Origin of the sequence: Streptomyces sp. NPDC058653, from assembly GCF_042716895.1 — a bacterium.
Taxonomy (GTDB): domain Bacteria; phylum Actinomycetota; class Actinomycetes; order Streptomycetales; family Streptomycetaceae; genus Streptomyces.
In genome coordinates this window covers 51,820-64,881 of record NZ_JBHXRM010000047.1, presented here as the reverse complement: position 1 = coordinate 64,881, position 13,062 = coordinate 51,820, and the positions used below count along the sequence as shown (strand labels likewise).

Here is a 13,062-nt window from a genome sequence, read left to right as displayed (position 1 = left end):
TTTTTTTTTGTAAAGGACCGGGGGGGGCCCCCCGGGGGGGGGGGGGCCCCCCGCTCCGTTCCCTGCCCGTACGGGCTACCGCACGAAGACGCCCGCCTGGCTCGCCAGGTCGAGGAAGTACTGCGGCGCGAGGCCCAGCACCAGCGTCACGGCGACGCCCACCCCGATGGTCGTCATCGTCAGCGGCGAGGGCACGGCGACCGTGGGGCCGTCCGCCTTCGGCTCGCTGAAGAACATCAGCACGATGACCCGGACGTAGAAGAACGCGGCGATCGCCGAGGAGATCACACCGACCACGACCAGCGCCCCGGCGCCACCGTCCGCCGCCGCCTTGAAGACGGCGAACTTGCCGGAGAAGCCCGAGGTCAGCGGGATGCCGGCGAAGGCCAGCAGGAAGACCGCGAAGACCGCGGCGACCAGGGGCGAACGCCGCCCCAGCCCCGCCCACTTGGACAGATGCGTCGCCTCGCCGCCCGCGTCGCGCACCAGCGTGACGACGGCGAACGCGCCGACCGTGACGAAGGAGTACGCCGCCAGATAGAAGAGGACGGAGGAGATGCCCTCGTCGGTCATGGCGATGACACCGGCCAGGATGAAGCCCGCGTGCGCGATCGACGAGTACGCCAGGAGGCGCTTGATGTCCGTCTGGGTGATCGCGACGACGGCGCCGAACACCATGGTGACGATCGCGACGCCGAACATCACCGGCCGGTAGTCCCAGCGCAGCCCCGGCAGGACCACGTAGAGCAGCCGCAGGAGCGCGCCGAAGGCGGCCACCTTCGTCGCGGCGGCCATGAAGCCGGTGACCGGTGTGGGCGCGCCCTGGTAGACGTCCGGGGTCCACATGTGGAACGGCACCGCGCCGACCTTGAACAGCAGACCCATAAGGATCATCGCGCCGCCGATGAGCAGCAGCGCGTCGTTGCCCATCGTGTCCGCGAGGACCGGGTCGACCGTGCCGACCGAGCCGTCGACGACGGCGGCGATGCGCGCGTACGACACCGAGCCCGCGTAGCCGTACAGCAGGGCGACACCGAAGAGCAGGAACGCGGACGAGAAGGCGCCGAGCAGGAAGTACTTCACCGCCGCCTCCTGCGACATCAGCCGCTTGCGGCGCGCCAGCGCGCAGAGGAGGTAGAGCGGGAGGGAGAAGACCTCCAGCGCGATGAAGAGCGTCAGCAGGTCGTTGGCGGCCGGGAAGACCAGCATGCCGGCGACCGCGAACAGCGCGATCGGGAAGACCTCGGTGGTGGTGAAGCCGGCCCGGACCGCCTCCTTCTCGCTCTCGCTGCCGGGCACCGAGGCGCCCTGGGCGGCGAACGAGTCGATGCGGTTGCCGTGGCTCACCGGGTCGAGCCTGCGCTCGGCGAAGGTGAACACGGCCACGATCGCCGTCAGGATGATCACGCCCTGGAGGAACAGCGCGGGGCCGTCCACGGCGATCGCGCCCATGGCGGCGAGGTGCGCCTTCGTACTGCCGTATCCGCCCGCCGCCAGGGCGACCACCGCGGCGAACGCGGCGGCCAGGGCGACGACCGAGAGGAAGAGCTGCGAGTGGTACCGCCCCTTCCTCGGGACGAAGGCCTCAAGGAGGATGCCCACGACGGCGGCGCCCAGCACGATCAGCACCGGGGCCAGTTGCGCGTATTCGATCTTGGGGGCCGGGATCTTGTCGATCCCCTCGGCCGCCGTCGTTGTCCACAGGCTGTGGACAGCTGTCGCACTCACGGTGCTGCCTCCACCTCGGGCTTGGGATCGGTCTTCTGTACGTCACTCATGGTGTGCTCCACCGCCGGATTCACGATGTCGGTCAGCGGCTTCGGGTAGACGCCCAGGAAGAGAAGGAGCGCGATCAGCGGGGTGACGACCGCCAGCTCCCGGAGCTTCAGGTCCGGCATGGTGCGGACCGACTCGTTGACCGGACCCGTCATCGTGCGCTGGTAGAGGACCAGGACGTACAGCGCGGCGAGCACGATGCCGACCGTCGCGATGACGCCGATCACCGGATACACGCTGAACGTGCCGACCAGGACCAGGAATTCACTCACGAACGGGGCGAGCCCCGGCAGCGAGAGAGTCGCCAGACCACCGATCAGGAAGGTGCCGGCCAGGACCGGGGCGACCTTCTGCACACCGCCGTAGTCCGAGATGAGCCGGGATCCGCGCCGCGAGATCAGGAAGCCCGCGACCAGCAGCAGCGCCGCCGTCGAGATTCCGTGGTTGATCATGTAGAGCGTCGCGCCCGACTGGCCCTGGCTGGTCATCGCGAAGATGCCCATGATGATGAAGCCGAAGTGCGAGATCGACGCGTAGGCGATGAGCCGCTTGATGTCGCGCTGGCCGACCGCGAGCAGCGCCCCGTAGACGATGCTGATCAGCGCCAGCACCAGCACCGCGGGGGTGGCCCACTTGGACGCCTCCGGGAAGAGCTGGAGGCAGAAGCGCAGCATCGCGAACGTGCCGACCTTGTCGACCACCGCGGTGATCAGGACGGCGACCGGCGCGGTCGCCTCGCCCATGGCGTTGGGCAGCCAGGTGTGCACGGGCCACAGCGGCGCCTTGACGGCGAAGGCGAAGAAGAAGCCCAGGAAGAGCCACCTCTCCATGTCCGTCGACATGTCCAGCGTGCCGTTGGCCCTGGCCGCGGCGATCTCCGTCAGCGAGAAGGTCCCCGCCTCCACGAAGAGACCGATGACCGCAGCCAGCATGATCAGACCGCCGGCCAGGTTGTAGAGGAGGAACTTCACGGCAGCGTACGACCGCTGGGTGGCTCCCGCCTCGTCACCACCCGCGTGGGCCCGGTCCCCGAAGCCGCCGATGAGGAAGTACACCGGGATGAGCATGGCTTCGAAGAGGATGTAGAAGAGGAAGACGTCGGTGGCCTCGAAGGAGAGGATCACCATCGCCTCGACCATCAGGATCAGGGCGAAGAAGCCCTGCGTCGGCCGCCAGCGGGAGCTCTTCGTCTCCAGCGGGTCCGCGTCGTGCCAGCCCGCGAGGATGATGAAGGGCATCAGCAGGGCGGTGAGCGCCATGAGCGACACACCGATGCCGTCCACGCCCAGTTCGTACCGGACTCCGAAGTCGGAGATCCAGGCGTGGGACTCCGTCAGCTGATACCGGTCGCCTCCGGGTTCGAAGCGGACCAGCGCGACCGCCGCCAGCACGAGCGTGGCGAGCGAGAAGGTCAGCGCGACCCACTTGGCCGCCGTGCGCCTGGCGGCCGGGACGGCCGCCGTGACGATCGCGCCGATCGCCGGGACGGCCGCCGTCGCCGTCAGAAGGGGGAACGACATCTGATTACACCGCCCTCATCAACAGGGTCGCGGCGATGAGCACTGCCGTACCTCCGAACATCGAGACCGCGTAGGAGCGGGCGTAGCCGTTCTGAAGCTTGCGCAGCCGGCCCGAGAGCCCGCCGAACGACGCCGCCGTGCCGTTGACGACACCGTCGACCAGGGTGTGGTCGACGTACACGAGGGAGCGGGTGAGGTGCTCGCCGCCGCGGACCAGGACCACATGGTTGAAGTCGTCCTGGAGGAGATCGCGGCGGGCGGCCCGGGTGAGCAGCGAGCCGCGCGGCGCGACGACCGGGACCGGCTTGCGGCCGTACTGGAGATAGGCGGCGCCGACACCGATGAGCAGCACCACGACCGTGGACGTGGTGACGGCCGCCGCGCTGATCGGCGGGTGGCCGTGCTCGAAGTGCGTGACCGGCTCCAGCCACTTCACGAAGGCCTCGTTGACCGAGAAGAGTCCGCCCGCGAAGACCGAGCCGAAGGCGAGGACGATCATCGGGATCGTCATCGACTTGGGCGACTCGTGCGGGTGCGGCTCGTTGCCCTCGGCGTCGGGCTGCCAGCGCTTCTCGCCGAAGAAGGTCATCAGCATCACGCGCGTCATGTAGTACGCGGTGAGGGCCGCGCCGAGCAGGGTGACGGCGCCGAGGATCCAGCCCTCGGTGCCTCCCTTGGCGAACGCAGCCTCGATGATCTTGTCCTTCGACCAGAAGCCGGAGAGACCCGGGAAGCCGATGATCGCGAGATAGCCGAGACCGAAGGTGACGAAGGTGACCGGCATGTACCTGCGCAGTCCGCCGTACTTCCGCATGTCCACTTCGTCGTTCATGCCGTGCATGACCGAGCCGGCGCCGAGGAACAGCCCCGCCTTGAAGAAGCCGTGCGTCACCAGGTGCATGATCGCGAAGACGTAGCCGATCGGGCCGAGGCCCGCGGCCAGGATCATGTAGCCGATCTGGGACATCGTCGAGCCCGCGAGGGCCTTCTTGATGTCGTCCTTCGCGCAACCGACGATCGCACCGAAGAGGAGCGTGACCGCTCCGACGACCACGACCACCAGCTGGGCGTCCGGCGACGCGTTGAAGATCGCGCCGGAGCGGGTGATCAGATACACGCCCGCGGTCACCATCGTCGCCGCGTGGATCAGGGCCGAGACCGGGGTCGGGCCCTCCATCGCGTCGCCGAGCCAGGACTGGAGCGGCACCTGCGCCGACTTGCCGCAGGCGGCGAGCAGCAGCATCAGGCCGATGCCCGTCAGTGTGCCGCCGCTCGCCTCACCGGTGGACTCCAGGACGGGCCCGAAGGCGAACGTACCGAAGGTGGTGAACATCAGCATGATCGCGATCGACAGGCCCATGTCGCCGACGCGGTTGACCAGGAAGGCCTTCTTGGCCGCCGTGGCCGCGCTGGGCTTGTGCTGCCAGAAGCCGATGAGCAGGTACGACGCGAGGCCGACACCCTCCCAGCCGAAGTACAGCAGCAGGTAGTTGTCCGCGAGGACGAGCAGCAGCATCGCCGCGAGGAACAGGTTCAGATAGCCGAAGAAGCGGCGGCGCCGCTCGTCGTGCTCCATGTACCCGATGGAGTAGATGTGGATCAGGGTGCCGACGCCCGTGATGAGCAGGACGAACGTCATCGACAACTGGTCGAGCTGGAAGGCGATGTCCGCCTGGAAGCCCTCGACGGGCACCCAGCTGAACAGGTGCTGGTGCAGGGCGCGTTCCTCGCCGCCCTTGCCCAGCATGTCCGCGAACAGCACCACGCCGATCACGAAGGAGGCGGCCGCCAGCAGCGTGCCGAGCAGATGTCCCACCCGGTCGAGACGTCGCCCGCCGCACAGCAGAAGACCTGCTCCGAGCAGGGGCGCCGCGATGAGCGGCGCAATCAGATTCTCCACGATTCAGCGACCCCTCAGAGCTTCATCAGGCTGGCGTCGTCGACCGAGGCCGAGTGGCGCGAACGGAACAGCGACACGATGATCGCGAGCCCGACGACGACTTCCGCCGCGGCCACGACCATCGTGAAGAACGCGATGATCTGGCCGTCCAGATTGCCGTGCATCCGGGAGAAGGCGACGAACGCGAGGTTGCACGCGTTGAGCATCAGCTCGACGCACATGAAGACGACGATCGCGTTGCGCCGGATCAGCACTCCCGCCGCGCCGATGGTGAAGAGCAGGGCGGCGAGATAGAGGTAGTTGACCGGATTCATTTGGTGACCCCATCCTCGCGGTCCCGGCGGTCCACACGGCCGAGGCGCTCGCTCGACCGCTGCTCCAGCGCCTTCAGGTCGGCCATGGCCTCGCCGGACACGTCCCGGATCTGGCCGCGGTTCTTGAGCGTCTGGCTGACGGTCAGCTCGGAGGCGGTGCCGTCGGGCAGCAGACCGGCGATGTCCACCGCGTTGTGCCGGGCGTAGACACCGGGTGCGGGCAGCGGCGGCAACTGCTTGCTGCGGATCCGCTGCTCGGACATCTCGCGCTGGGTCAGGGCCCGTTCGGTGCGCTCGCGGTGCGTGAGCACCATCGCGCCGACCGAGGCCGTGATCAGCAGGGCGCCGGTGATCTCGAAGGCGAACACGTACTTGGTGAAGACCAGGGCCGCGAGGCCCTCCACGTTGCCCCCGGCGTTGGCGACGCCGAGTCCGGTGAAGGTCGTCAGCGACGCGTTGCCGATGCCGGCGATCAGCAGGACACCGAAGCCGAGCCCGCACGCGGCGGCCCACCAGCGCTGGCCCTTGATCGTCTCCGTGAGCGAGTCGGCGGCGGTGACGCCGACGAGCATGACCACGAAGAGGAACAGCATCATGATCGCGCCTGTGTAGACGACGATCTGGACGATGCCCAGGAAGTACGCCCCGTTGGCCAGGTAGAAGACCGCCAGGATGATCATGGTCCCGGCGAGGCAGAGCGCGCTGTGCACGGCCCGCCTCATCAGGATGGTGCAGAGCGCGCCGATCACGGCGACGGTGCCGAGAATCCAGAACTGGACGGCCTCGCCGGTCGAGGTGAGGGAAGCGGCGAGCGTGTTCATCCTCCGATCACCTTCCTCGACGCCGGTTCGTCCTCGCCGAAGTCGGAGGCGCCTTCCTGCGGGCGCTCGCCCTTGGTGAAGGCGACCTGCCGGACCGTGCCGGGGGCGGCCTCGGTCACCAGGCCCCGGTAGTAGTCCTGTTCGTCCGTGCCGGGGAAGATCGAGTGCGGGGACTCGACCATGCCCTCCTGCAGACCGGCGAGGAGCTGCTCCTTGGTGTAGATGAGGTTCTCGCGCGAACTGTCGGCCAGCTCGAACTCGTTGGTCATCGTCAGCGCCCGCGTGGGGCACGCCTCGATGCAGAGTCCGCACAGGATGCAGCGGGCGTAGTTGATCTGGTAGACGCGGCCGTAACGCTCGCCCGGGGAGTAGCGCTCCTCCTCGGTGTTGTCCGCGCCCTCGACATAGATCGCGTCCGCCGGGCAGGCCCAGGCGCACAGCTCACAGCCGATGCACTTCTCCAGACCGTCCGGATGACGGTTCAGCTGATGGCGGCCGTGGAAGCGCGGCGCCGTCACCTTCTCCGTCTCCGGATACTGCTCGGTCAGCCGCTTCTTGAACATGGCCTTGAAGGTCACGCCGAAGCCGGCGACCGGATTCAGCCGGCGCGCACCGGGGTCGTCCCCCTTCGAACCCTTGGAAGCGTTGTCAGACACCGTCACCCTCCTTTCCGTCACTCTCAGTATTGACCCCGCCACTGACAATCAGTTCGCGCTCACCGCGTGAGCGCCGTCGCGGCACGGGCGGCAGGCTCTGCCCGGGCAGCGGAGGCACCGGGTATCCACCGGCCATCGGATCGAACGGGGGCGGTGGTGGTTCGGCCGCGGCGGCGGCCTTCTCCTTCTTGTCCCGGAAGATGTCGGCGACGAAGGAGAGCAGCAGGATCGCGATGACGGCCCCGGCCACGTAGAGCACGATGTCCTGGAAGTCGTAGTTCTCGTTCCGCAGGGCGCGCACGGTGGCCACCAGCATCAGCCAGACGACCGAGACCGGGATCAGGACCTTCCAGCCGAGCTTCATCAGCTGGTCGTAGCGCACCCGCGGGAGCGTGCCGCGCAGCCAGATGAAGAAGAACAGCAGCAGCTGGACCTTGACGATGAACCAGAGCATCGGCCACCAGCCGTGGTTCGCACCCTCCCAGAACGTGGAGATGGGGTACGGGGCCCGCCAGCCGCCCAGGAAGAGCGTGGCGGAGACGGCGGAGACGGTGACCATGTTGACGTACTCGGCCAGCATGAACAGCGCGAACTTGATCGACGAGTACTCGGTGTTGAAGCCGCCGACCAGGTCGCCCTCGGACTCGGGCATGTCGAACGGCGCGCGGTTGGTCTCGCCGACCATCGTGACGATGTAGATGATGAAGGAGACCGGCAGCAGGATGATGTACCACCGGTCGGCCTGCGCCTCGACGATCGCGGAGGTCGACATCGTCCCGGAGTAGAGGAACACCGAGGCGAACGCGGCGCCCATGGCGATCTCGTACGAGATCATCTGCGCGCACGAGCGCAGACCGCCGAGCAGCGGGTACGTCGACCCGGACGACCAGCCGGCGAGGACGATGCCGTAGATGCCGACCGAGGCGACCGCGAGGATGTAGAGCATCGCGATCGGCAGGTCGGTCAGCTGCATCGTCGTACGGTGGCCGAAGATCGACACCTCGTTGCCCGCGGGGCCGAAGGGGATCACGGCGATCGCCATGAAGGCGGGCACCGCCGCGATGATCGGCGCCAGGACGTAGACGACCTTGTCGGCCCGCTTGACGACGACGTCTTCCTTCAGCATCAGCTTGATGCCGTCGGCGAGCGACTGGAGCATGCCCCAGGGGCCGTGCCGGTTGGGGCCGATGCGCAGCTGCATCCAGGCGACGACCTTGCGCTCCCAGACGATGGCGACCAGCACGGTCACCATCAGGAACGCGAAGCAGAAGACGGCCTTGAGGGCCACCAGCCACCACGGGTCGGTGCCGAACATCGAGAGGTCCTCGGCGGCGAGGACGCTCTGCGCGGGGGCCGCGCCGAGTCGGTCGAGGGCGGTCATGCGCGCACCTCCGGTGCGTCGGACTCCGGGGCTCCGGCCGGGGCCTCGGCCTCGGCGGGGCCGATCCGGACCAGCGTGCCCGGCCGGGAGCCGGTGTCCGCGAGGACACCGCCGCCGGCCGAGTTCAGCGGCAGCCAGACGACCTTGTCGGGCATCTCCGTGACGCTGAGCGGCAGTTCGACCGTGCCGGCGGGGCCGGTCACGGCCAGGACGTCGCCGTCCTTGACGCCCGTCTCGGCCGCCGTGGTGGCGGAGAGCCGGGCCACGGCCGCGTGACGGGTGCCCGCCAGGGCCTCGTCGCCGTCCTGGAGCCGGCCCTGGTCGAGCAGCAGCCGGTGACCGGCGAGCACCGCCTCGCCCGTGCCCGGACGGGGCAGCGGACGCGACGACTCGACGGGGCCTTCGGCGCGCGCGCCGTCCCAGGTGCCGAGCCGGTCCAGTTCGGTGTGGACGGCCTTCAGATCGGGCAGCGCCAGGGACACGTCCATGGCGTCGGCGAGCATGTGCAGCACCCGCGCGTCGTCCGTGGCCAGCCGGCGCGTCATCTGCTCGGGCTTGAGCGCCGCCTCGAACATCCGGACCCGGCCCTCCCAGTTGAGGAAGGTGCCGGCCTTCTCGGCGACGGCCGCGACGGGGAAGACGACGTCGGCGTGGTCGGTGACCTCGCTGGGCCGCAGCTCCAGCGAGACCAGGAAGCCGACGGCCGCGAGCGCCTCACGCGCACGTGCCGGGTCGGGCAGGTCGGCGACCTCGACGCCCGCGACGACCAGCGCGCCGAGTTCGCCGGTCGCGGCGGCCTCGACGATCTGGCCGGTGTCCCGGCCGTGGCGGTGCGGCAGTTCGCGTACCCGCCAGACCTCGGCGACCTCCTCACGGGCCCGGGGGTCCGTGGCGGGACGGCCGCCGGGCAGCAGCGTCGCGAGCGCGCCGGCCTCGACCGCGCCGCGCTCACCGGCCCTGCGCGGCACCCAGACGAGCTTGGCGCCGGTCGCGGTGGCGGCCCGTTCGGCGGCGGTGAGCCCGCCGGGAACGGCGGCGAGCCGTTCGCCGACGACGATCACCGCGCCGCTCTCGCGCAGGGCGTCGGCGGCGCGGACGCCCGCGCCCTCGAGGCCCGTCTGCGAGGCGAGCGCGTCGAGCCACTCGGTCTCGGTGCCGGGCGCGGCGGGCAGCAGCGTGCCGCCCGCCTTCTTCAGACCGGGTGTGGCGTGCGTGGCGAGGGAGAAGCTGCGCTGCCCGTGCTTGCGGTGGGCCTTGCGCATCCTCAGGAAGAGGCCGGGCGCCTCCTCCTCGGACTCGAAGCCGACGAGGAGGACGGCCGGGGCCTTCTCCAGCGTGGTGTTCGTGATCCCCTTGCCGTCCAGGTCGACGCCGTGGCCGGCGACATGGGCCGCGAGGAACTCGGCCTCCTCGGCGCTGTGCACGCGCGCGCGGAAGTCGATGTCGTTGGTGTCGAGCGCGACCCGGGCGAACTTGGCGTACGCGTAGGAGTCCTCGACGGTCAGCCGGCCGCCGGTCAGGACGGCGGACCGGCCGCGCGCGCCGGCGAGACCGGCCGCGGCGGCGGCGAGTGCCTCGGGCCAGCTCGCCGGCTCCAGCTCACCGTCGGCGTTGCGTACGAGGGGTGAGGTGATCCGGTCCAGCTTCTGCGCGTAGCGGAAGCCGAACCGCCCCTTGTCGCAGATCCACTCCTCGTTGACCTCGGGGTCGTCGGCGGCCATGCGCCGCATGACCTTGCCGCGCCGGTGGTCGGTGCGCGTGGCGCAGCCGCCCGCGCAGTGCTCGCACACGCTCGGCGAGGAGACCAGGTCGAAGGGGCGGGAGCGGAAGCGGTACGCCGCCGAGGTCAGCGCGCCGACCGGGCAGATCTGGATGGTGTTGCCGGAGAAGTACGACTCGAACGGGTCGCCCACCCCGATACCGACCTGCTGGAGCGCGCCGCGCTCCAGGAACTCGATCACCGGGTCGCCCGCGACCTGGTTGGAGAAGCGGGTGCAGCGCGCGCAGAGCACGCACCGCTCACGGTCGAGCAGCACCTGGGTGGAGATCGGTACGGGCTTCTCGAAGGTCCGTTTCTTGCCCTCGAACCGGGTGTCGGCCTGACCGGCGCTCATGGCCTGGTTCTGCAGCGGGCACTCGCCGCCCTTGTCGCAGACCGGGCAGTCCAGCGGGTGGTTGATGAGCAGCAGCTCCATCACACCGCGCTGCGCCTTCTCGGCGACGGGCGAGGTGATCTGCGACTTGACGACCATGCCGTCGGTGCAGGTGATGGTGCAGGACGCCATCGGCTTGCGCTGGCCCTCGACCTCGACGATGCACTGCCGGCAGGCGCCGGCCGGGTCGAGGAGCGGGTGGTCGCAGAACCGGGGGATCTCGATGCCGAGGAGTTCGGCGGCGCGGATGACCAGGGTCCCCTTGGGGACCGAGATCTCGATGCCGTCGATCGTCAGCGAGACGAGATCTTCGGGCGGGACCGCCGCCTCGCCGCCGCCTGTGGGGGCGGAGGTGGTGACTGTCATGCGTTCACCTCCAGGTGCGCGGGTCGGTCGGCCCACAGGGTGGACTTCGCCGGGTCGAAGGGACAGCCCTTGCCGGTGATGTGCTGCTCGTACTCCTCGCGGAAGTACTTGAGCGAGGAGAAGATCGGCGCCGCCGCGCCGTCGCCGAGGGCGCAGAACGACTTGCCGTTGATGTTGTCGGCGATGTCGTTCAGTTTGTCGAGGTCGGAGGGCACGCCCTTGCCGGCCTCGATGTCGCGGAGCAACTGGACCAGCCAGTAGGTGCCTTCACGGCACGGTGTGCACTTGCCGCAGGACTCGTGGGCGTAGAACTCGGTCCAGCGGGTGACGGCCCGCACCACGCAGGTCGTCTCGTCGAAGCACTGGAGCGCCTTGGTGCCGAGCATGGAGCCGGCGGCGCCGACGCCCTCGTAGTCGAGGGGCACGTCCAGGTGCTCGTCGGTGAACATCGGGGTCGAGGAGCCGCCCGGTGTCCAGAACTTGAGCCGGTGGCCCGGCCGCATGCCGCCGCCCATGTCGAGCAGCTGGCGCAGCGTGATGCCGAGCGGGGCCTCGTACTGGCCGGGGGCGGCGACATGGCCGCTGAGCGAGTACAGCGTGAAGCCCGCGGACTTCTCGCTGCCCATCGACTTGAACCAGTCCTTGCCGCGGTTGAGGATCGCGGGAACAGAGGCGATGGACTCGACGTTGTTCACCACAGTGGGGCACGCGTACAGACCCGCGACCGCCGGGAACGGCGGGCGCAGCCGGGGCTGTCCGCGCCGTCCTTCCAGCGAGTCCAGCAGCGCGGTCTCCTCGCCGCAGATGTACGCGCCGGCCCCCGCGTGCACGGTGATGTCGAGGTCGATCCCGCTGCCGAGGATGTCCTTGCCGAGGTAGCCCGCCTCGTAGGCCTCGCGTACGGCCTCGTGCAGCCTGCGCAGTACGGGCACGACCTCGCCGCGCAGATAGATGAAGGCGTGCGACGAGCGGATCGCGTAGCACGCGATGATCATTCCCTCGATGAGGGAGTGCGGATTGGCGAAGAGAAGGGGGATGTCCTTGCAGGTGCCCGGCTCCGACTCGTCGGCGTTGACGACGAGATAGTGCGGTTTGCCGTCGCCCTGCGGGATGAACTGCCACTTCATGCCGGTGGGGAAGCCCGCGCCGCCCCTGCCGCGCAGACCGGAGTCCTTCACGTACGCGATGAGGTCGTCGGGCGTCATGGCGAGTGCCTTGCGCAGCCCCTCGTACCCCTCGTGCCGCCGGTAGGTCTCCAGCGTCCACGCGTCGGGCTGGTCCCAGAACGCGGACAGGACCGGAGAGAGGAGCTTCTCCGGGCCGGTGTCGCTCATCTCGGGTGCGGTGGTCATCACTTCCCCTCCTCGGCGACCGGGCCCGTGGGATTCGCGGGATCGGACGGCGCGGTCTGCTGCGGCGCGTCGTGGGAGCTGAGGTGCTCGGAACCGGGCTCGGGCGGTGTGTCCCGGGGTGCCCGGTCGCCGCGCGGCGCGGGCGTACGGGCCGGGGGTGCCTCGCCCTTGGCGAGCTTCAGGCCGATCAGCGAGGCCGGACCCGCGCCACCGGTGGCGTCGACGGCGCCGGGGCGCTCGTCGGGGAAGCCGGCGAGGATGCGGGCCGTCTCCTTGTACGTGCACAGGGGCGCGCCGCGCGTCGGGCTGACCTGCTCGCCGGCCCTCAGGTCGTCCACGAGCCGCTTCGCCGACTCGACGGTCTGGTTGTCGAAGAACTCCCAGTTGACCATCACCACCGGCGCGAAGTCGCAGGCCGCGTTGCACTCGATGTGCTCCAGCGTGACCTTGCCGTCCTCGGTGGTCTCGTTGTTGCCGACGCCCAGGTGCTCCTTCAGCTCGTCGAAGATGGCGTCGCCGCCCATCACCGCGCAGAGCGTGTTGGTGCAGACGCCGACCTGGTAGTCGCCGGACGGCTTGCGCCGGTACATCGAGTAGAAGGTGGAGACCGCGGTCACCTCGGCCGTGGTCAGCCCGAGCATCTCGGCGCAGAACCGGACGCCGGTACGGGTGACGTACCCGTCCTCGGACTGGGTGAGGTGCAGCAGCGGCAGCAGGGCCGAGCGGCTGTCGGGGTAGCGGGCGATCACCTCCTTGGCGTCCGTCTCCAGCCGGGCGCGTACATCGGCCGGGTAGTCGGGGGCGGGGAGTTGGGGCATTCCGA

At 69.5% G+C, this 13,062-nt stretch carries 10 protein-coding genes; all 10 read right to left on the bottom strand.

Features of this window, described 5'->3' with window-relative positions:
- Positions 1-75: 75 nt before the first annotated feature.
- From nuoN to nuoE, 10 genes are read right to left on the bottom strand one after another with little or no spacing between them, the layout of a single operon-like run.
- On the bottom strand, positions 76-1,728 hold the full coding sequence (gene nuoN / locus ACFWU9_RS30570) for an NADH-quinone oxidoreductase subunit NuoN (RefSeq protein WP_384324176.1): 1,653 nt from the start codon (positions 1,726-1,728) through the stop codon (positions 76-78).
- A complete protein-coding gene (locus ACFWU9_RS30565; RefSeq protein ID WP_384324174.1) occupies positions 1,725-3,296 on the bottom strand; it encodes an NADH-quinone oxidoreductase subunit M in 1,572 nt (523 codons plus the stop codon). Before ACFWU9_RS30565 ends, nuoN begins: the two co-directional genes overlap by 4 nt.
- Before the next feature lie 4 nt (positions 3,297-3,300).
- Entirely contained in the window at positions 3,301-5,196 is a 1,896-nt protein-coding gene (nuoL, locus tag ACFWU9_RS30560; RefSeq protein WP_384324172.1) for an NADH-quinone oxidoreductase subunit L, read from the bottom strand.
- A gap of 14 nt (positions 5,197-5,210) precedes the next feature.
- Entirely contained in the window at positions 5,211-5,510 is a 300-nt protein-coding gene (gene nuoK / locus ACFWU9_RS30555) for an NADH-quinone oxidoreductase subunit NuoK (RefSeq protein ID WP_069927518.1), read from the bottom strand.
- Positions 5,507-6,331, bottom strand: a complete 825-nt coding sequence (locus ACFWU9_RS30550) for an NADH-quinone oxidoreductase subunit J (protein WP_384324170.1) — start codon at positions 6,329-6,331, stop codon at positions 5,507-5,509. Before ACFWU9_RS30550 ends, nuoK begins: the two co-directional genes overlap by 4 nt.
- On the bottom strand, positions 6,328-6,987 hold the full coding sequence (gene nuoI / locus ACFWU9_RS30545; RefSeq protein WP_384324168.1) for an NADH-quinone oxidoreductase subunit NuoI: 660 nt from the start codon (positions 6,985-6,987) through the stop codon (positions 6,328-6,330). The genes ACFWU9_RS30550 and nuoI overlap by 4 nt, the downstream gene beginning before the upstream one ends.
- A complete protein-coding gene (gene nuoH / locus ACFWU9_RS30540; protein ID WP_384324166.1) occupies positions 6,980-8,368 on the bottom strand; it encodes an NADH-quinone oxidoreductase subunit NuoH in 1,389 nt (462 codons plus the stop codon). Before nuoH ends, nuoI begins: the two co-directional genes overlap by 8 nt.
- On the bottom strand, positions 8,365-10,887 hold the full coding sequence (locus ACFWU9_RS30535) for an NADH-quinone oxidoreductase subunit G (RefSeq protein WP_384324164.1): 2,523 nt from the start codon (positions 10,885-10,887) through the stop codon (positions 8,365-8,367). Before ACFWU9_RS30535 ends, nuoH begins: the two co-directional genes overlap by 4 nt.
- A complete protein-coding gene (gene nuoF / locus ACFWU9_RS30530) occupies positions 10,884-12,239 on the bottom strand; it encodes an NADH-quinone oxidoreductase subunit NuoF (protein ID WP_384324162.1) in 1,356 nt (451 codons plus the stop codon). Before nuoF ends, ACFWU9_RS30535 begins: the two co-directional genes overlap by 4 nt.
- A complete protein-coding gene (gene nuoE, locus ACFWU9_RS30525; protein ID WP_384324186.1) occupies positions 12,239-13,057 on the bottom strand; it encodes an NADH-quinone oxidoreductase subunit NuoE in 819 nt (272 codons plus the stop codon). The genes nuoF and nuoE overlap by 1 nt, the downstream gene beginning before the upstream one ends.
- Positions 13,058-13,062: the final 5 nt, after the last annotated feature.